The sequence below is a fragment of the Streptomyces sp. UW30 genome (assembly GCF_008042075.1).
Classification (GTDB): Bacteria; Actinomycetota; Actinomycetes; order Streptomycetales; family Streptomycetaceae; genus Streptomyces.
Genome location: NZ_RDBN01000037.1, coordinates 561,606 through 581,721 on the forward strand (window position 1 = coordinate 561,606; position 20,116 = coordinate 581,721).

Below are 20,116 nucleotides of genomic sequence, written 5' to 3' on the forward strand. Positions count from 1 at the left end.
CACTCGATGCACATCTAGGCCCTGTCACCCGCGAGCGGGGTGGCCGGGCCGCCATCCCGCGTCGCGGTCGCCTCCTTCACCCAGGACTCCAGGCACATCACGAAATCGGTGGCATGGTCGGCCCAGTTGAGGTCGGACATCGCCGCCTCCCAGCCCCGGGCGGCGGCGCGACGGCGCATGACGCGGTCGGTGCGCAGGTGCCGTACGGCCATGGCCGCCGTGGCCGGATCCTCGTAGGGCACGACGAGACCGCAGCCGTAGCGTTCGACCAGCTCGGCGGCGAGCGGGGTGGGTGTGGTGACCACGGGGACGCCGTGCGCCATGTACTCCACGGCCTTGGTGGGCCGTGAATGACGGTAGTTGGGCTGGTCCCGCAGCAGGGAGAGACCGGCCAGGCTGCCGGAGAGCAGGCCGAGGGCGCGGTCGTTGGGCAGATACCCGTGCCAGCGCAGTACGCCGTCCCGGTCGGCCTCGGTCAGCGCGCCCCGCATGTCGGGGTCCGCCGCGCCGATCACCTCGACGCGGATGTCGGGCGCCAGCAGCCGTGCCGTTTCGATCAGTTCGAGCGCACCCCGCGCCCGCGACAGATGGCCGAGGTAGACGACCCGGTCGTCGCCCGGCGGCTCGGGCGGCTCCGGCGGCACCGTCGCGAGGTTGGCCACGACGGGATGCGCCCGGCGGAAACGCCGCTGGTAGGCGTCCTCGGCGAGGAGCAGCCGCAGATGCCGTTCCGCCAGCCGCTCCGCGGCCCGTACGGCCAGCCGCAGCGGCGGCCGCAGCGGCCGGGGCAGCCAGCGCTTCATCACCAGCGCCGCCGCCGTGTCCTCGTGCACGTCCCACACGGTGACCGGAACATGTCCCTCGCGCCGCCAACGGCGCAGTGTGCCGGGCAGGGCGAGCAGCAGCTCGGGATCGTGCAGCAGGACGACGTCGGCCTGGGGTCCGCGCTCGGCGAGCAGGGCGCGGGCCGCGCGCAGTGCCAGCCTGCGGTCCCGGCCGGCCGCCCGGGGCAGGTCGACTCCCTCGACGTACGGCCGCGGTGACGCCTGACGTGCCGCGAAGGGGGCGGCGTACACGATCTGGTGGCCGTGCTCGCGCAGGGCGCCGATCTGCCGGTGCAGGATCCGCGCGTCCTCGGGGTGGTGGACGACGGTGACGACGAGTATCCGCATCAGAGCACGCACCTTTCGACTGCCCCGAGAAACCACGGACCCGAGAACGACGGTTCCGCGAGCGATGGACCCGTGGGCAACGGATCCGAGAACGACGGGCCCAGAGCGACGGGCCCACGCGACGGGCCTGGAACGATCAGGACGTCACAGGACCTCGACCCCGGGACGGAAGATCCGCCCGCGGGTGTCGAACAGCAGCCGGGCCACGTCGCCCAGGGCCGGCAGGTCGTAGGCCGAGTGGTCCTGGAGCAGGACCGTCAGGTCGTGCTCGCGCGCCGCCGCCATGACGTCGGTGACACGCGGGATGCTCTCCCCGTCCACGGACCACAGCCGCACATGCGGATCGTGGAAGGAGACCTCGGCCTCCCGCTCCCGCAGCAGCCGTGCCACCGGCACCGCCGGCGACTCCCGCTGGTCCGCCACGTCAGGCTTGTAGGTGACCCCGAGCAGCAGCACCCGCGACCCGTGCAGCGGCCGTCCGGCGGTGTTGAGCAGGTCCTGGGCGCGACGCACCACGTACTCGGGCATCCGCCGGTTGATCTCCTGGGCGAGCTCCACGAACCGGAACTCGTAGCCGAGGGACGAACGCACCTTGTACGACAGGTAGTTGGGGTCGATCGGGATGCAGTGCCCGCCGACGCCGGGGGAGGGCCGGAACGCCTGGAAGCCGAACGGCTTCGTGCCGGCGCAGCGGATCGCGTCCCACAGGTCGACATGCAACTCGTGGCTGATCACGGCCAGTTCGTTGACCAGGGCGATGTTCACGTGCCGGTAGGTGTTCTCCAGCAGCTTGGCCATCTCGGCCTCGCGGGTGCCCTTCGCCTGGACGACGGTGTCGACGAGCTTGCCGTAGAAGGCGACCGCGCGCGCCGCACACGACGGGGTGCAGCCGCCGACGACCTTCGGTGTGGTGCGCAGGCCGTGGGCGGTGTTGCCGGGGTCGATGCGCTCGGGCGAGAACGCCAGCGCGAAGTCCACGCCGGCCTGCAGCCCCGACTCCTCCAGGAGCGGGCGTACGACCTCCTCGGTCGTCCCGGGGTACGTGGTCGACTCCAGGACGACCAGCTGTCCGGGCCGCAGCCGGCGCGCGACCGACTTCGTGGCCGAGGTGACCGCGCCGAGGTCGGGCCCGCCGTCCTTGCCGAGCGGCGTCGGCACACAGATGACGATCGCCTGCGCGCGGGCCAGGCCCGCGTCGTCCGTGGACGCGACGAACCCGGCCGACCGCATCCGGCGGATGTCCTCGTCGGAGACGTCGTCGACATGGGAGTGCCCGGTGTTGAGCGCCTCCACGACCCGTGGGTCGCGGTCCAGCCCCAGGACTCGCAGGCCGATCGACGCGGCCTCACGCGCCAGCGGCAGTCCGACATAGCCGAGCCCGATCACCGCGAGTTCCACGTGGTCGGCCCGTTCTGGCTCTCCGAGCGGTGCACTCTCCCGGAGCGGTTGTCTTTCCCCGAGCGGTTCGCTCGCTTCCCCGAGCTGTCCGGTCTGTTCGGCCTGCATAGGGACTCACCCCGCATCAAGGCTGCCAAGGGCGCGGTACGCCTCACGGGTTGTGGCGGCGACCCGCTTCCAGGTGCGGTCACGCGCGACGGTCGCGCGGGCTGCTGCTCCCCACTCAGCACGCCGGTTTCGACTGTAAAGGAGTATTTCCAGCTCATCAGCCCAGGAATGTGCTGATTCAGGCTGGATTAGCCTCCCGTTCACCTCTGGTTCGACCAGTTCTCTGAGTGCGGGGAGATCGCTCGCGACCACCGGAACACCGCTCGCCATCGCCTCGACCGGCTTCAGCGGAGTCACCAGATGGCACACCCGCTCGTCGGTGCGCGGCACCGCGAACACATCCAACACGGCGTGAAAATCCCGGACTTGGGAATGCGGCACGCGGCCGGTGAACAGGACGGCCCCGTCGTCGAGGCCGAGCCGGGCGGTCAGCCGCTCCAGCGCCGGGCGCTGCGGCCCGTCGCCGACGATCAACAGCCGCAGCGGCACACCACGCCGGCGCAGCTCTTCACCCGCATGGAGCAATGTTTCGATGCCCTCGTGCGGTGCGAGGGTGCCGATCGTGCCGACGACGAACTCCTCCGGAGCGATGCCGAGCCGGGCCCGCATCGGCGCCCCGTCCGGCGGCGGAGCCAGGAAGGCGTCGTCCACGGCGTTCGGCACGATCAGTACCCGCTCCCGCGGCACCCCACGGCCCACGATCTCCGCCTTCATCGCCTCACCCAGCGTCAGCACCAGATCGGCCTCGCGCATGCAGTGCGTCTCCAGGGCGCGTCGCGTCCGGTAGGTCTCGTCGTCCGGGCCACGGCCCGGCGCCTGGGTCAGCCACGTCTCCTCCAGGAAGCCGCGCACCTCGTAGACCACCGGCAGTCCGTAGGTCTCCCGCAGGGCGAGTGCCACGCGCCCGTTGCCGTGGTCGCTCGCGGCATGCAGCACCGCGGGCCGCAGCCGGTCCACCAGGCGAGCGGCCAGTTCGGCGTTGCGGGCCAGCGCGGCGGCCTGTCCGTACGGCAGCCACGGCGGCAGTAGCCGGTGCTGCGGCACCCCGCCCACGTGCTGCTTCGGACGGGCGTCCAGCACCCCACCCGTCACCGGGAAGCCGATCCGCGTCACGACATGCGGGTCGAGGCCGGCCGCCAGCTGGGCCTCGGCGAGCTTCTGCGTGCGCACGGTGTAGCCGGCGTGCCGGAACGGCAGCCCGTTGGTGACCAGATGAAGGACCCGTCCGGGCACGGGTCGATACGGCAGGCCGGCCGGCGCGGGCACCCGAGCGGCGGAAGGCGCCGCCACCGGCCCCGCACTCCGGGCGCGCACCGCCAGCCGCTCCTCCAGCGGCCGCAATCCACGCCGGGCGGGCCCCGGCAGCAGGCGTACGGCGAGCAGTGCGGCCCGCAGCGGATCCTGGCGCAGTTCGCCAACGGCCACCGAGGCAGCCAGACTGAGGGCAAGTAGGACTTTTCGGGACATATCGCCACGATATTCCCGACCGTCGAGCAATGGCCCGCGGGCGGCCACTGTCCCCACGGCACCGGAGGCAACCATGAACGGCTGCGTACTCCATGTGGTCGGCACCCGGCCGAACTTCGTCAAGGCCGCGCCGGTCGTGACCGCTCTCGGCGCGGCGGGCTGCGAGCAGGTGCTCGTCCACACCGGACAGCACTACGACGAGCGGATGTCGGACATCTTCTTCCGGCAACTGGGCCTGCCCGAACCCGACACCGACCTCGGCGTCGGCTCCGGCAGCCACGCCCGGCAGACCGCCGACCTCCTGGTGGCCCTGGAGGGCGAACTGACCGCCCGCGCACCCGCCCTCGTCACGGTGTACGGCGACGTGAACTCGACGCTGGCAGCAGCGCTCGTCGCCGCCAAACTCGGCATCCCCGTGGCGCACGTCGAGGCCGGCCTGCGCAGCTTCGACATGACGATGCCGGAGGAGGTCAACCGGCGTCTGGTCGACCAGCTCGCGCAGCTGCTGTTCGCCACCAGCCCCGAGGCCGTCGGTCACCTCGCCCGTGAGGGAGCCGCCGCCGAGCGGGTGCACCTGGTCGGCAACCCGATGATCGACACCCTGCTCACCCATGTGGACCAGTTCGACCCGGCGAGTGCCAGGAAGTCACTCGGACTGCCCGAGCGCTACGGCGTCGTCACCCTGCACCGGCCCGCCAACGTGGACGATCCGGAGGCCGCCGCGGCCGCCGCCCGCGTCCTGGCCGAGGCCGCCCGCCATCTCGACCTCGCCGTACCGCTGCACCCGCGCGGCCGGGCGGCGCTGCGGGCCGCGGGCCTCGCGGACGCGCCCGGCATCCACCTCCTCGACCCGCTCGGCTACGTCGAGTTCATGAGCCTGGTGCGCGGAGCCGCCGCCGTGATCACCGACTCGGGCGGCGTACAGGAGGAGACGACCGTCCTCGGCGTCCCGTGTCTGACCCTGCGCACCACCACCGAACGCCCCGTCACCGTCACCCACGGCACCAACCGGCTCGTGCGGCACGGAGAACTGGTGCCCGCGCTGCGCAAGCTGCTGGACGGCGGGGGAGCGGCGCCCGCCGAGGGACCGCCCCTGTGGGACGGCAGGGCAGGCGTCAGGATCGCCCGCGTGATCACCACGTGGCTGGAGCGCCATGGCTGACGGCACCCGCATCCGGGTCGGCGAGCGCACGCCCAGGGCGTACTGGGAGGCCCGCCACGCCGAGCACGACGAGCTCGCCTCCGGCGGGCACAGCGGGCTCGACCGCCCCGGCAACGAACTCTTCTACGCCCAGCGGCTCGGCACGCTGCTCACCCTCGTCGGCGACCTCTCCAGCCCCGCCGCCCCGCTGTTCGTGCTGGACGCCGGCTGCGGCAAGGGCTACTTCGCCCGGGCCCTGGCCCGCTGCGGCCACCGGGTCGACGCCTTCGACGCCAGCCGCACGGCCGTCGACCACGCCCGCGCCGAGGGCGGCGGCCCGCGCTACGCCGTCGCCACGCTCGACGAGTGGCGAGCTGCATGGCCGTACGACATCGTCGTCTGCGTGGACGTCCTGTTCCACGTGCTCGACGACCAGGACTGGGCGGCCGGGCTGCGCAATCTCGCCTCCCTCGTCCGCGTCGCCGGCCGACTGATCGTCACCGACGAGGACACCGCTCACCGCACGCCCCGCGGCGCCTACATCGTGCACCGCCCGCTCACCGCCTACCGCGCCGAACTGGAGCCGCTCGGCCTGCGGCACACCCTCTCCAAGCCGTACGGCTTCCGGGAGAACCGGGTCGGCTTCCACGTCTTCACGAGGACCCGCTGATGCGCCTGACCGACCTGCTCCACCCGCACCTCGACCACGTCACGACGGTGGTGGACGCGACCGGCGGCGGCCTGCGTCTGGAGCCCTACCTGCACCTGCCGCCGGGCGTCACCCTGCGCGACGACGACGAACGCCCCATCGCAGAGGGCGAGTTGGCCCTCCTCTCCTACGGACCCCACGCCGCTGGGCACGGCAGGGAGGACGCCTGTCGTGCCGTACTGGCCCGGATGCGGCCCGGTGCGCGCGGGCTGATCGTGTTCGGCCACGGCGGATCCGAACTCCCCTACCACCGGCTCCTCGACCATCTGGTCGCCCACCGCTGCCAGGTCCTGCGCGCCGCCCCCCTCGACTACGTCCATCTGCATGCGGGCGCGGTCATCGCCCGCACCGACGAACTCCTGCCGCCGCACGACTTCTTCGGCCGGCCCGTCCCGTCCGACGGCTATGTCACCGCGCTGCGGATCGCCGACGAGTACGTCTTCGCCGACCTCGCCTCCCGCTCCCTGCGCGCCCGGCTGCTGGACCTCGAAACGGCCGCCGAGGAGACGGAACGCACCCGGGAGGCGACCGGGCAGGACGGCCTCGCCGACCGGCTCGGCGCGGCCGTACGGGAGAAGGAACAGATCGCCGCCGCGCTCAGGGCCGCCCGGGACCGGGTCGAGGTGCTGCAGGCGCGCGTGGCCATGCTGGAGGGCTCGACCTCGCTGCGGGTGGGCAAGGCGCTGGTCACGGCCGCGCGCTCGCCGAAGCGGGGCGCGGCGCGGCTGCCCGGGGAGTTGTACGGACTGTGGCGCGGGCGTCGGCAGGCTGCCGGGCGGGCGCCCGACGGAGCGCCGAAACCCCAGGCCGAGCCGGAGGCCCCCGTCGACGGCCGCCAGCACCTCGCCCATCGCGCCCTGACCGCGGCGCCCCGCGACCGGCTCGTCGTCGCCGGGGTGCTCACCCCCGACACCGCCGCGGACTTCGCGGCGGACGTGGTGGTCAACCGGCTGCTGCCGCACGACGGACGGCTGCTCGTGGAGCGCACCGACCCCGACGTGCTGGTTGTGCAGCTCAGCGCCTGCACCGGCGACGGACCCTGGTGGCTCACCGGCACCGGACTCGCCCCCGACCTGGACCGCACCCTCGCCGAACTCATCGCCGAGCAACGGGTGTCCGGCCGCTCGGCCGTGCTGTGGCGGGACGGCCCCGCTTGCGCCGCACCCGGCCTCATCCGGCTCGCCTGGGACGCCGTCATCGACGCCGACACCGGCGTACGGCTCACCCGGCTCGACCCGGCCGCCGAGGGCAGGGAACGGCTGCGCGAGGTCTTCCGCGCCGACAGCACACGCGTACGGCTGTCGCGGCTCGCGCGGCTGACCGGCGCCCCGGACCCGCTGGACGAGCGGCGCGTCGCCGTGCTGGCCGCGCCCCGGGACCGTACCGACATCGCCCGGCTCGTCGGCCAGGTGCTCGGCCAGCTGCACCGCCCGGTCGAGGTCGTCGTACCCGATCCGGCTGGCCTCGACGAACTCACCGCCGCCGGGGTGACGGTCCGCCGGGGACAGCCCCTGGCGCCCTGGGTCGCCGACTGGACGGACCTCGCCGAGGAGCGGCCGGACACCCTGCTGCTCGACCTGATGTGCGCCCAGGAGTGGTCCGGCGCCGACGCGGTGGGCCACACGCCGACCGCCGACGACTACCTCTTCGTACCGTCGCTGCGGCCGCTGCTGGTACGCCGGTCGCTGCACCTGTCCGGTACGTCGCCGGACAGCTGGGCGGGCCGAGGACACCGACTGTTCGCCGTACGCGGGAAGGAGCCGTCATGAGCCGCACGCTGCGGGCGCTCGTCTACGGCGACGTGGACCTCAACCTCATCGACGGCTCCGCCGTCTGGGCCCAGTCGACGGTGCAGGCGCTGTCCCGGGCGGGCTGCGAGAGCCGCCTTGTCCTCAAGGCCCCCGTCCGTACCGGCCGGTTGACCGATCCGCTGGCCGAACTGCCCCGGGTGGGCCTGGTGTCCCCGCACGAGGAGCGGCTGCTGCCGGGGCTCGCCGACCGGCCCATGTCGCCGGTGCAGGCCGCGTCGGTGCTCGCCCGGCTCGACGAGGAGGAGCCCTGCGACCTGCTGGTGCTGCGCGGCCGGCGGCTGGTCACCCGGATCGTCGCCGACGGGATGTTCGACGGGCGGATCTGGGCCTACCTCACCGACATCCCGCAGTCGGCCGCAGGGATGACCGAGGCGGCCCGCGCGGACCTCGTCCGCATCGCCGAGGCCTCGCACCGACTGCTGTGCCAGACCGAGGAGTTGCGCTGCTTCCTGGAGACCTGGGTGCCCGAGGCGTGCGGCAAGTGCGTCCTCAGCCCGCCCGCCGTGCCCGAGCCCGGCTTCCCGGTGCCCGACCGGGACGGGCCGCACAAGCCGCTGCGGCTCGTCTACACCGGCAAGTTCGCACCCCGCTGGAACACCCTGCCCATGACCCGGCTGCCGCAGCTGCTCGCTGAGCGGGGCGTCCCCGCCGAACTGCACACCGTCGGCGACAAGATCCACGACGACCAGGGCCACCCCGACTTCCAGGCCGACATGGCGCGTGCCCTGGCCGGCACTCCCGGCGTCCAGCACCACGGCGGACAGTCGCGCGAGGAGGCCATGCGCATCGCCGCGGACTGCGACGTCGGCCTCGGCTGGCGCGACCCCGTCCTCGACTCCAGCCTCGAACTGTCCACCAAGGTCCTGGAGTTCGGGGCGCTGGGCCTGCCCGTGGTCCTCAACCGCACCCCGGCGCACGAGGCGCTGCTCGGCACCGACTACCCGCTGTTCGTGCCCGGACGCGCCGGGCCGGACGACGCCGCCGAAGCCGCGGCACGCGTCGTCCGCGAGCCGCAGTCACGGCGGCTGGCCGCCGAGCGCTGCCGTGCGGCCGCCCGCGAGTACACCCTGGACGGAGCGTCCGCCCGCTGGCGCGCCCACCTCGACCGGGCCTTCCCCGCCGCACCCACCGGGGTCACGGACCGCCGGCGGCCCCTGCGCGTGGGCGTCGCCGGGCACGACCTGAAGTTCCTCACCCGGCTGCTCGACCACTTCCGTTCACTGCCCGGCCTGGAGGTACGGGTCGACGCCTGGCCGGCGCTCGCCCGCCACGACCCGGACGTCAGCCGTGAACTCGCCGACTGGGCGGACGTGGTGGTCGTGGAGTGGTGCGGCCCGGCCGCCGTCTGGTACAGCCGCCACAAGCGGCGCGGCAGCCGGCTGATCGTACGGCTGCACCGCTTCGAACTGGACGCGGGGTGGCCCCGGCAGGTCGACATCGACGCCGTCGACCGGGTGGTGTGCGTCAGCCCGTACTACGCCCGCCGCACCCGCCGGCTCACCGGCTGGCCCGCCTCGAAGGTCGTGGTCGTGCCCAACTGGGTCGACACCGACCAGCTCGACCGGCCGAAGGCGCCGGGCGCGCACCACCGCCTCGGCATGATCGGCATCGCGCCCAGCCGTAAACGCCTCGACCTCGGCCTGGACGTACTGGAGGCGCTGCGCGCCCACGACCGGCGCTGGCATCTGTCGGTCAAGTCCAAGCCGCCCTGGGAGTACTGGTGGATCTGGAACAAGCCCGAGGAGCGTGCGCACTACGAGGAAGTGCTGCGTCGGATGCAGACCTCGCCGCTGCTCGAAGGAGCCGTCGTCTTCGACTCGTTCGGGCCGGACGTGGCGGGCTGGCTGCGCCGGGTCGGGCATGTGCTGTCCACCAGCGACGACGAGAGCTTCCACCTCGCGCCCGCCGAGGGCATGGCCTCCGGCGCCGTACCGTCGCTGCTGCCGTGGCCCGGCGCGGACGAGATCTACGACCGGCGGTGGATCCACGACACCCCCGGGGCGATGGCCGAGGCGATCGCCGTGCTGGAGGAGGACGACTGGCGGTCGACTGCCGAGCTGGCCCGCACCCAGGTGAGGGAGGGCTTCTCCCTGGACCGGGTCGCGCAGACCTGGACGGAGCTGCTGTGCGCTCCGCTCGGGGCGCCGTGATCAATCCGCGGGCCGGTGGCGGTTGATCGCGCCCGCGCGGCCGTAGCCGCACATTCGACACAGCCCCACGCCCCTTGCGGGGGCGCCCCACCGCGGCGGACTGCTCGGTGCCGGTGCCGTGCCCGAGTCCCCGGAGCCGTCATGGCGTCCGGGGACCAGGTGGGTCGCGTGTGTCAGGCCGCGACCTTCGCCCTGCGGGCCGGTGGTGGTTGATCGCGCCCGCGCGGCCGTAGCCGCACATTCGACACGGCCCCGCGCCCCTTGCGGGGCGCCCCACCGCGGCGGACTGCTCGGTGCCGGTGCCGTGCCCGAGTCCCCGGAGCCGTCATGGCGTCCGGGGACCAGGTGGGTCGCGTGTGTCAGGCCGCGACCTTCGCCGGCTGCGGGGCCTGCCCGGCCGCCCGCTCGCCGAGCCGCTCCGTCGGGAACTTCGCGGTCTCGCGGGCGGACAGCGCGGCCACGACCGGCGGCACGCACAGGGCCGCCGTGAACAGGGCCACCGCCGACCAGTCGTCGCCGTTCGGGCCCGCGATCTGCGCGGCGAACGTGACCGCGAAACCGGCGACCGCGAAACCGATCTGGGTGCCGATGGCCATGCCGGACAGCCGGACCCGGGTGGAGAACATCTCGCCGTAGAAGGACGGCCAGACGCCGTTCGCCGCGCTGTAGACCACACCGAACGTGACGATGCCCAGCAGCAGGATCAGCGGGTAGGAGCCGGTGGAGATCGCCCACAGGTACCCGAACATCATGACCGCGCTGCCCGCCGCACCGATCAGATACACCGGGCGGCGGCCGATCCGGTCCGACAGCGTGGCCCACAGCGGGATCGCGCCGAGCGCGACCAGGTTGGCGAGGGCGCCCACCCACAGCATGGCGGACCTGTCCATCCCGACCGCGTCGCTCGTGGCGTACGACAGCGCCCACACCGTGAAGATCGTGCTGACCGAGGCGACCAGCGCACCCGCGATCACCCGCAGCACGTCCGCCCAGTGCTCGCGCATCAGCACCGCGAGCGGCAGCTTGACGACGCCCTCGGCGGCGGCCTGCTGCTCGAAGGCCGGGGTCTCGTCGAGTGTGCGGCGGATGACATAGCCGACGACGGCGACCGCGACGCTCATCCAGAACGGGACCCGCCAGCCCCACGACATCAGCTGCTCCTCGGGCAGCGCCGCGATCGGGATGAAGACCAGCGTGGCCAGCAGCTGCCCGCCCTGTGTGCCGCTCAGCGTGAAGCTGGTGAAGAAGCCGCGCCGATGCGGTGGCGCGTGCTCCAGGGTCATCGAGTTGGCGCTGGCCTGCTCGCCGGCCGCCGAGATGCCCTGGAGCACCCGGCACAGCACCAGCAGGACCGGTGCGAGGGTGCCGACCTGGTCGCGGGTGGGCAGACAGCCGATCAGGAACGTCGACACGCCCATCAGGATCAGCGTGAAGACCATGATCTTCTTACGGCCCATCCGGTCGCCGAAGTGACCGAGGAACAGCGCGCCGACCGGCCGGGCGGCGTAGGCCACGCCGAACGTGGCCAGCGACAGCAGGGTGGCCGTCGCCGGGTCGGACTCGTCGAAGAAGACCTCCGGGAAGATCAGCGCGGCCGCGCTGCCGTAGATGAAGAAGTCGTAGTACTCCAGGGCGCTGCCGATCCAGGCGGCCGTGGCCGCCTTCTTCGGCTGTCCGACGGGGGTGTCGGGGACGGGGACGGACACGGCGGCTCCTTCGAGGGGACTCCAACGTCAGCGGAGTGAGCGGGAACGAGGGGAGGGTGAGCGGGCCGGATCCCGGGGTGCCGGAGCGGCTAATTAACTCACTGGGTAGTTAGTGGCGATGGCTAGGGATGTTGCGCCCACGTTTCCCGGGTGTCAAGAGGTGTCGCCGTACGACTTGGGCCGGCCGCTTCAGTCCGCCGCGCGCTCCGCGGTGAGGTAGGCGATCACCATGTCGCCGAGCATCGTGCGGTAGTGCTCGCGCCGGGCCGGATCCACCAGGTCGCGGCCGAACAGGGCGCCGAAGGTGTGCCGGTTGGAGACCCGGAAGAAGCAGTAGGAGCTGATCATCGCGTGCAGGTCGACGGCGTCGACGTCGGCCGTGAACAGCCCGGACTCCTGCCCCGCCTCCAGGATCCGGCGGATCACGTCCAGGGCGGGCGAGCCGATCCTGCCCAGCTTCTCGGACGCGGCGATGTGCTCGGCCCCGTGGATGTTCTCGATGCTGACCAGGCGGATGAAGTCGGGGTGTGCCTCGTGGTGGTCGAAGGTCAGCTCGGCCAGCCGGCGGATCGCGGCGACCGGGTCCAGATGCTCGACGTCGAGCTGCTGCTCGGCCTCCCGGATCGCGCTGTACGCCCGCTCCAGCACGGCCGTGAACAGCTGCTCCTTGCCGCCGAAGTAGTAGTAGATCATCCGCTTCGTGGTGCGGGTGCGGGCGGCGATCTCGTCCACGCGGGCGCCGTCGTAGCCGGCGCGGGCGAACTCCTGCGTGGCGACGTCGAGGATCTCGGCCTGGGTGCGGGCGGCGTCACGGATCCGCCCGTTCGTGCGTGCCGGCTCTTCGACGCTGGTCATCGGCTTCCTTCGGCGAGGGGCGAGTGCGCCCCCGTGGCCCACCCGCGTGCCGGTGATTCTAGAAGCCCGCTCGCTTCGTGTGCCGGGACAGGCCTTCACAAGCTCCGGTGCGCCTGCTATTACTAACTCACCAGTTCGTACATTAGTGAGCCGCTCAGGAGGTCCCCCGGTGGCCAAGGACGCCAAGGACTCGTATCTCGTCGGGCTGATCGGTTCCGGCATCGGTCCCTCGCTCAGCCCGGCGCTGCACGAGCGGGAGGCTGACCGGCAGGGCCTGCGTTATCTGTACCGGCTCATCGACATCGACACGCTGGGCGTCCCGCCGGAAGCGGTGGGCGATCTGCTGCGGGCCGCCCGTGACCTGGGCTTCGACGGGCTCAACATCACGCATCCGTGCAAGCAGCTCGTCATCGAGCACCTGGACGCGCTCGCCCCGCAGGCCGAGGCGCTGGGTGCGGTGAACACCGTCGTCCTCGCCGGCGGCCGGGCCGTCGGCCACAACACGGACGTCACCGGCTTCGCTGCCTCCTTCGCGCGCGGGCTGCCCGACGCACCGCTGGAACGGGTCGTGCAGCTGGGCGCCGGAGGCGCCGGCGCTGCCGTCGCGCACGCCATGCTGACGCTGGGCGCCGAGCGTGTCACCGTCGTCGACGCGCTGGGCGACCGGGCCGCGGGCCTCGCCGGGGCGCTGAACCGGCACTTCGGTGCGGGGCGCGCCGCCGTGGCCGCGCCGGATCAGTTGGCGGGGCTTCTTGCTGCGGCCGACGGCATCGTGCACGCCACGCCCACCGGCATGGCCGCCCACCCGGGCCTGCCCTTCGCCGCCGAACTGCTTCATCCCGGGCTGTGGGTTGCCGAGGTGGTCTATCGGCCGCTGGAGACGGAGCTGCTGCGTACCGCTCGTGCGGTTGGCTGCGCCGCCTTGGACGGGGGTGGGATGGCCGTGTTCCAGGCCGCGGATGCGTTCCGGCTGTTCACCGGGCGTGAGCCGGACAGTGCGCGAATGCTCGCGGATATCGCGGAGTTGGCCGGCGCGGCACAGAGCCCGGCAGGTAAGGCGGTATGACGGCTGCGGGCCGCCTGTGGCCGGTCGCTCCCCCAAGCTCTCGGCTTCGCTCGAGCAGGGGGACCCCCATCGCGGCGGACCGCATATCGATACAGGCCCGCGCCCCCGAAAGGGCGTTGCAGTGCGGCATGTTGAAGGAGCGGGTGTCCATGCGTACGTCCATCGCGACCGTCTCTCTGAGCGGATCCCTCACCGAGAAGCTCACGGCTGCCTCCCGGGCCGGGTTCGACGGGGTCGAGATCTTCGAGAACGACCTTCTCGCGAGCCCTCTCGCCCCTGAGGAGATCCGGGAGCGCTGCGCCGATCTGGGGCTGAGCATCGACCTCTACCAGCCGATGCGGGACATCGAGGCCGTGCCCGCCGAGGAGTTCGCCCGCAATCTGCGGCGCGCCCGGCACAAGTTCGAGCTGATGCGCAGGCTCGGCGCCGACACCGTCCTCGTCTGCTCCAGCGTCCATCCGCTCGCCGTGGACGACGACGCACTCGCCGCGTACCACCTGCGTCAACTCGCTGACCTGGCACAGGAGTTCGGCATCCGGGTGGCCTACGAGGCACTGGCCTGGGGGCGGCACGTCAACACGTACGCCCACGCCTGGCGCATCGTCGAGGCCGCCGACCACCCGGCGCTCGGCACCTGCCTGGACAGCTTCCACATCCTCTCCCGGGGATCCGACCCCAAGGGCATCCAGGAGATCCCCGGCGAGAAGATCTTCTTCCTCCAGCTCGCCGACGCCCCGCTGCTCGCGATGGACGTCCTCCAGTGGAGCCGCCACTACCGCTGCTTCCCCGGTCAGGGCGGCTTCGACGTCGCCGGACTCGTCCGCCACGTCCTGCACACGGGATACGACGGCCCGCTCTCCCTGGAGGTCTTCAACGACGTCTTCCGCCAGTCCGACGCCGGCCCGACCGCCGTCGACGCCCACCGCTCGCTGCTCGTGCTCCAGGAGACGGTCGGCGTCGCCACCCCGCCCGCGCCCGTCGTCCCCACCGGCGTCGCCTTCGCCGAACTTCTCACGCCCGACGCCGAACCGGTCGCGGCCGTACTCGGCGCCCTCGGCTTCGCCCGCACCGCACGCCACCGCACCAAGCCGGTCGACCTCTGGCAGCAGGGCGAGGCCCGCGTCCTGGTCAACACCGCGGGCGCCGCCCGCCGCGACGGCACCGGACTCGCCGCGATCGGCCTCGAATCACCGGACCCGACCGGAGCCGCCCGCCGCGCGGAGGCGCTCCTCGCGCCCGTCCTGCCGCGCCGGCGCACCGCCGAGGACGCCCCGCTCGACGCGGTCGCCGCACCCGACGGCACCGAACTCTTCTTCTGCGCGTCCCCCGAGCTCTCGGCTCCGCCCGAGCAGGGAGGTGCCCCCGTCCGACCCGAACCGCCCAACTGGCGCGCCGACTTCGTGGACGCCGACCACGAGAGCGCGGCCGCGGGCGTCCACCGCATCGACCACCTCGCCCTCACCCAGCCCTGGCACCACTACGACGAGGCGGCCCTCTTCCACCGCAGCGTCCTCGGTCTGCACGCGCAGGAGAGCGTGGACGTCGCCGACCCGTACGGCCTGATGCGCAGCCGGGCCGTCACCAACGCCGACGGCAGCGTCCGCATCGCCCTCGGTGTGGGCGCAGCGCCCACGGACGACACCGTGCACGCCCAGCACATCGCGCTGGCCACGGACGACGTCGTCGCCACGGCCCGCCGCTTCCTCCGGGCGGGCGGACGGCTGCTGCCGATCCCCGCCAACTACTACGACGACCTGGCGGCACGGCACGAGTTCGCCGACGGTGAGCTGGAGACGTACCGCGAGCTCGGCATCCTCTACGACCGTGACGCGCACGGCGAGTTCCGGCACTGCTACACCATGACCGTCGGCCGCGTCTTCTTCGAACTCGTGCAGCGGGACGGCTACCGGGGCTACGGCGCGCAGAACGCGCCGGTGCGGCTGGCCGCGCAGCACACCGCGCGGGCGGTCACTGGCGGCTGACGGTGCGGGTCACACCGGCGACGACCGTGGTGGCCAGGATCCAGCCGATGAGGACGAGCGTGTACGCCAGGGCCTGCTGCCAGCCCCGCGGGGCGAACGCCGGTTCCTGTCCGAAGGAGATCACCGGCAACAGCAGGTCCAGGGTGTAGAAGAACGGATTGAACTGCGGGGCCTCGTCCGCCTTCAGCGCCGGCGGCGTGTGCAGCGCGAACGCGACCGAGCCGACGGCGAGCAGCGACAGCAGCCAGCCGAGCGCACGCATCGGCCGGAAGCCGTAGCCGACGGTCGCGTCCTGGACGTGGCCCCAGAGGCGGCCGTACCAGGGAAGTGTCGTGCGGTGGTGGCGCTGCTTGGCGAGCTGGACCCGGCGGGCGGCGTCGTCGTCGCCGGTACGGCGGTAGGCGGCGGTCAACTGCTCGTACCCGTGCGGGTCGAACGTGTCCTCGTCGCGCTCCAGCATCGGCAGCCGAAGCTCGGGCGGCACATGCGGGGTCAGGGACGTGTAGGTGAGGTCGAGGAGGCGGACCTGGTCCGGGAGCATCTCCGGGTCCAGGTTGAGGTGTTCGATCTGCGAGCGGCGAAGGTTGAGCCTGCCCTGCATCGGCTCGCCCCCGCGCAGCCACACCTCGCCGATGACACAGCTGCTCGCCCGCAGCGCGGTGCCGTCGGGGTTGGACAGCCTGCTGTACAGCAGGTCGAGCCGGCCGGGTATGCGCGCGCCGCGCAGGTCGATACGGCCGTGCGCGGCGAGGCGTCTGCCGAGAAGGTTGGCACCCACTTCGAGAGCCTCGGCGTTGAGGACGAAGGCGCCGGGGTGGCGCAGCTCGGCGTCCTCCAGCCGCAGCGAGCCGCTGACGGAGGCGCCGTTGAGCCGGACCTCGCCCTGTGTACGCAGCCGCGACGCGCACAGGTCCTCCCCGACGGTCACCTGGTGCAGTTGGAGGGCCGGACGCTCGGATCCCTCGGGCGCGGTGACCTCGGTGCGCTCCAGATACAGCGCCCCGGCGATCTGCGCCCCACCGAGCCTTACCGGTCCGGTGAACCGGCAGTCCGTCAGCCGCAGTCCGCCGTCGACCCGGACTCGCGCGGACGCCAGCCCGGGCAGCCGGGACCCGGTCAGATTGAGGTACTTCAGCGACGCGCCGGAGAGATCGGGAACCTCGTCGAAGTGGCAGTGGCTCAGGCGTACGACGCTCTCGACCGTCGCGTACCGCAGGTCCAGCGCGCCGGTGATCCGCGCGCCCGACACCTTGAGGGCGGCCACCTCACCGCTCACCACCGGTCCGTCGAGCAGCAGAGCCTTCAACACCATCGCCCTGACCGTGCGTTGGTCTCCCCAGTCGGTGCCCAGCGCGGCGGTCTCGTCCTGCGTCGTGCGGAAGTCCACGGCCGCGCCCCGGGGAAACGCCTGCCACACCTCGGCTTCGGCCGCCGTCAGCTCGTTGATCTCCATCAGCCGGGACTCTGACGCCGGCCGCCCCACCTGTCAACTCACCTCTGACGGTTCAGGAAGGACCGTTCGTCGGCCGCACCGCCCGCCAGGGTGCGAACGCGCTCGCCCCGCGCGGCAGCAGCGCCGCCAGCTCCGGGCAGTGCCGCTGGATCACGGAGTTCATGCCGCCCCGCTCCACCCAGTCGATGCCCAGCGGCGTGTACACCTCGGGCCGGTAGTCGACGGTGAGGAACCGGTCGGACTGCAGACGCCGGCTCGCCATCAGGATGAACACCCGGAACGCGGTGTCGCTGAAGCCGAACCCGGCCGGCGGGTTCTCCCCGAACAGCCCCACGACGGTGTCGATCTCGTCGACCGAGCTGTAGACCTCCTTCAGCCCGGCCAGCGTCTGCGCGTTCTCCGTCAGTTCCTCGAAGGAGCGGATGCGCGGCTGGTGCAGCCCTGCGCGGAAGTCGTTGTAGCGAGGCACGCCACGCCGCCGCGTCCGCACCAGGTCCACCACCGAAAGGTCGATGATCTCGCCCTCGCGCTCGAACCGCTGAAGCGAGCGCGGGAAGTTGTGCAGGGTGATCGCGCCGGGATGGGCGATGCCGAACGAGTACAGCGTGTTCGCCAGCCCCGTCTTGCGGATCCGTGTCTCGGCCGCGCCGCCCTGGATGTCCAGGAAGCCGACCGTCTCCAGGCGCTGCCCGAAGTGGTGCTCGCGCAGCTCGAACTCGTCGGGGATGAGCGGGTGCATGCGGTAGACGGTGACGAAGTCCTCGGTGAGGGAGTACGGCGCCGTGTGGTGGTCCGGCAGCGTCTTCGGGATGCCGGTGAGCGAGTGCGCCTCGAACAGCCACAGGCCCAGCTGGTTCAGCCAGTTCCTCGGCGGGCCCTGCCAGTTGGTGTGCAGGGCGATGTCGATCGCCTCGGTCGCGAGGATCGCCGGGGTCCACTCCACCGTGTGGATCTTCGCGATCAGCGCCGAGACCACCAGGCGGGCCGTCTGGTAGATCCGCTCCTCGCCCATCGTCGGATACTCGGCGCGCAGCGCGGCGCACACCGCGTTGTGCTCCCGCGCGAACAACGTGTGCATGGCGCTCAGCCCCATCCACCAGCTGTCGCTGAAGCCCGTCAGCGGGATCCCGCCGTTGGCCCCGGACGGCAAGTGCCCGTCCTCCAGCCGGAGTTCGGCGCGGCCCTCGGCCTCGCGCAGAAGGCGGGCGGTCTCCTCGTCGGCGCCGTACACCTCCGAGCCGTCCCACCAGTGCGAGGCGGTGTTGCCGAAGAGGATCGGCGGGCGGCCCGGCACCTGGATGCCCTCGTTCTCCGCGAACCGCATCACCTGCTCGCCCGGCCCGCCCGGCGTGTTGTGCCACGGCCCGCTGCCGGGCGGCAACGGCACCTCGACGCTGAGCTCGCCGGGCTTGTGCCGGCGGTGGTTGACCCAGTCGTGCACCTGGAACTGGATCCAGGCCGCGGCCAGCACGTTCAGCGAGGTCGCGGGCAGGAAGCTCTCGCGGTACAGGAGCCGGCGGCTCACCGTCACCGGGTTCGGGGTGTCGAAGAGGTCGGGACGGTGGTCGGGCCTCAGATTGCGGCCGAAGGCCGAGCCGACGGCGCCCATCCGCGGGTCGGACAGATCGTTGTACGTGCCGTCGTACGACCGCTCGCCGCGCAGTCGCTCCGGGACCGGCTCCGGCACCCGCTGGGCGCGCGGCGGCGCCTCGCGCGGCTCGGTGTCGATCAGGTTCAGCCGGCGCAGCACCCTGCGCAGGAACACCAGGTTCAGCAGGCTGACCTGCACCGGCAGCCGGTGCCAGGGCACATACCGGTTGAGCAGCGCGAACGCCGCCTGCACCGGGCGGCCCAGCACCCTGTTGCGGGCCGGCTCCTCGGTGACGAACCGCAGCCCGAGCCGGTGCGCGCTCGACGCCTGGTACGCGGTCTTGCGGGCCCGGTTGAGATGGCCGAGCGGGCGGAACTCCTCGGTCGTGTACCAGGGGTTGAAGGCGAGGTCCTCGATCCGGCGGGCGCTCGCGCGTGCCTCGGCGCTGTCCAGGTCCTGGCTGGGGATGGTCAGCCGGGCGATGGCGATCGCCGGCGACACACCGTCCTTCCACTCCACCGAGGCGTCCTCGACGGGGGTGCGCCGCTCGTCGACGAACCGCTGCACGCACAGGTCGTACGCGACGTCGCTGCGCGCCAGCCGCCGCGCGAACTCACCGTGCAGGAAATCCGCGTCACTGCGGTCCGGCGTCGGCGCGGGCGGGCTGCCGGGCGCCGGGCGCAGCAGGAACCGCACCGGCCCTGCCGCGCCCCACAGGACCGCGCCCCGGCTCCAATACGTCTCGTGGGCGAGGGAGTTGACGGTGTGCCGCGTCGCCGCCCGCACATTGCGCCGCATGCGGTCCGCCGTCCGCAGCCCCACGGCCAGCGGCAGCTTCACGAACAGTGCGAACGCCTTCTGCAACGGACTGCTGGCGCCCGCCATCGCCTTGGCGAAGGCCACGAACTCCCGGGCGTTGGCTGCGTGCGAGACCGGATGGCTGGTCGCCAGCAGATCGTGGCTCTCCTCCGCCGCCACCCGCACCCTGACGGCCGCCCCGCGCAGATCGGGCGAGCCGTCGCCCTGCCGGATCCCGCTCGCGTTGGACAGCCGGACGGTCGCCGGATAATCGGCGCCCGGCTGGGCGAAGCCGACGCGCAGGGCCGCCGGGAGGTCGTCGTGGAAGCGCAGCCGCGCGTTCTCCACGGCCACTGGCGCCTTGGCGTGGAAGGCCCGGGCGACCTCGCCGCCCCCGGCCCGCCGATTCCTGACCTGCACCGCCATCAGCTCGCGGGCCAGCCGCTCGAACACCAGCCGTTCCGCCCGAGGACTGCCGCCTTCGTACCGTTCGTAGTGCTGCTCGTGCTGCCCTGACTCGGCCATCGGAGGCCTTCCTTCGTACGACTGCGTACGGATCCGTACGGGTACGGGGGCCAGCACGCTACCGACGGCCCACGGCACCCACAGCGAAGGTTCGCGCCGATGTGCTCCCGCATGTTCCCGATGTGAACCATCATGCGGAGAGCGGTAATTGGGCATGTCAGGCTCAGGCGCGGAGGCGGGCGGG

General features: G+C 72.5%; 13 protein-coding genes. 6 read left to right on the forward strand and 7 right to left on the reverse strand.

Going from position 1 to position 20,116, the window contains the following annotated elements; genetic code table 11:
- Positions 1 to 14: 14 nt before the first annotated feature.
- The 3 genes from EAO75_RS21180 to EAO75_RS21190 form a co-directional block, all read right to left on the reverse strand.
- Positions 15 to 1,172, reverse strand: a complete 1,158-nt coding sequence (locus EAO75_RS21180) for a glycosyltransferase (protein WP_147996632.1) — start codon at positions 1,170 to 1,172, stop codon at positions 15 to 17.
- A gap of 144 nt (positions 1,173 to 1,316) precedes the next feature.
- Positions 1,317 to 2,570, reverse strand: coding sequence for a nucleotide sugar dehydrogenase (locus tag EAO75_RS21185; RefSeq protein WP_261989370.1), 1,254 nt, complete (start codon positions 2,568 to 2,570; stop codon positions 1,317 to 1,319).
- 114 nt (positions 2,571 to 2,684) lie between these two features.
- Positions 2,685 to 4,220: a glycosyltransferase family 4 protein gene (locus EAO75_RS21190; RefSeq protein ID WP_147996634.1), complete on the reverse strand. Its 1,536-nt coding sequence runs from the start codon at positions 4,218 to 4,220 to the stop codon at positions 2,685 to 2,687.
- Here EAO75_RS21190 and wecB point away from each other — a divergent pair.
- The 4 genes from wecB to EAO75_RS21205 are packed head-to-tail and all read left to right on the forward strand — an operon-like array spanning position 4,219 to position 9,956.
- The gene (gene wecB, locus EAO75_RS21195) at positions 4,219 to 5,307 is read left to right on the forward strand and encodes a non-hydrolyzing UDP-N-acetylglucosamine 2-epimerase (protein ID WP_147996635.1); all 1,089 of its coding nucleotides are present in this window, start codon (positions 4,219 to 4,221) and stop codon (positions 5,305 to 5,307) included. The genes EAO75_RS21190 and wecB overlap by 2 nt on opposite strands.
- A complete protein-coding gene (locus tag EAO75_RS21200; protein WP_147996636.1) occupies positions 5,300 to 5,956 on the forward strand; it encodes a class I SAM-dependent methyltransferase in 657 nt (218 codons plus the stop codon). Before wecB ends, EAO75_RS21200 begins: the two co-directional genes overlap by 8 nt.
- Positions 5,956 to 7,764 carry a hypothetical protein gene (locus EAO75_RS45995; protein WP_187284531.1) on the forward strand — a complete coding sequence of 603 codons (1,809 nt, stop codon included), beginning with the start codon at positions 5,956 to 5,958 and terminating at the stop codon, positions 7,762 to 7,764. Before EAO75_RS21200 ends, EAO75_RS45995 begins: the two co-directional genes overlap by 1 nt.
- A complete protein-coding gene (locus EAO75_RS21205; RefSeq protein ID WP_147996637.1) occupies positions 7,761 to 9,956 on the forward strand; it encodes a glycosyltransferase in 2,196 nt (731 codons plus the stop codon). The genes EAO75_RS45995 and EAO75_RS21205 overlap by 4 nt, the downstream gene beginning before the upstream one ends.
- Positions 9,957 to 10,315: 359 nt before the next feature.
- On the opposite strand, the gene EAO75_RS21210 is transcribed toward EAO75_RS21205, so the two are convergent.
- Together EAO75_RS21210 and EAO75_RS21215 are read right to left on the reverse strand one after the other, a co-directional pair.
- Positions 10,316 to 11,662, reverse strand: coding sequence for an MFS transporter (locus tag EAO75_RS21210; RefSeq protein ID WP_147996638.1), 1,347 nt, complete (start codon positions 11,660 to 11,662; stop codon positions 10,316 to 10,318).
- A gap of 189 nt (positions 11,663 to 11,851) precedes the next feature.
- Positions 11,852 to 12,517 (reverse strand): TetR/AcrR family transcriptional regulator, encoded by a 666-nt coding sequence (locus EAO75_RS21215; protein ID WP_147996639.1) that lies wholly within the window; start codon positions 12,515 to 12,517, stop codon positions 11,852 to 11,854.
- A 169-nt stretch (positions 12,518 to 12,686) separates the two neighbouring features.
- Between EAO75_RS21215 and EAO75_RS21220 the strand changes: the two genes are divergently transcribed.
- The gene (locus EAO75_RS21220; RefSeq protein WP_147996640.1) at positions 12,687 to 13,583 is read left to right on the forward strand and encodes a shikimate dehydrogenase; all 897 of its coding nucleotides are present in this window, start codon (positions 12,687 to 12,689) and stop codon (positions 13,581 to 13,583) included.
- Between the two features lie 149 nt (positions 13,584 to 13,732).
- Positions 13,733 to 15,565, forward strand: coding sequence for a bifunctional sugar phosphate isomerase/epimerase/4-hydroxyphenylpyruvate dioxygenase family protein (locus EAO75_RS21225; RefSeq protein ID WP_147996641.1), 1,833 nt, complete (start codon positions 13,733 to 13,735; stop codon positions 15,563 to 15,565).
- Here the strand turns inward: EAO75_RS21225 and EAO75_RS21230 are convergent.
- Both EAO75_RS21230 and EAO75_RS21235 read right to left on the reverse strand, forming a co-directional pair.
- Positions 15,552 to 17,018, reverse strand: a complete 1,467-nt coding sequence (locus EAO75_RS21230; RefSeq protein WP_147996642.1) for a pentapeptide repeat-containing protein — start codon at positions 17,016 to 17,018, stop codon at positions 15,552 to 15,554. The genes EAO75_RS21225 and EAO75_RS21230 overlap by 14 nt on opposite strands.
- A 52-nt stretch (positions 17,019 to 17,070) precedes the next feature.
- Positions 17,071 to 19,932, reverse strand: a complete 2,862-nt coding sequence (locus tag EAO75_RS21235) for a peroxidase family protein (protein WP_147996643.1) — start codon at positions 19,930 to 19,932, stop codon at positions 17,071 to 17,073.
- Between the last annotated feature and the right edge of the window lie 184 nt (positions 19,933 to 20,116).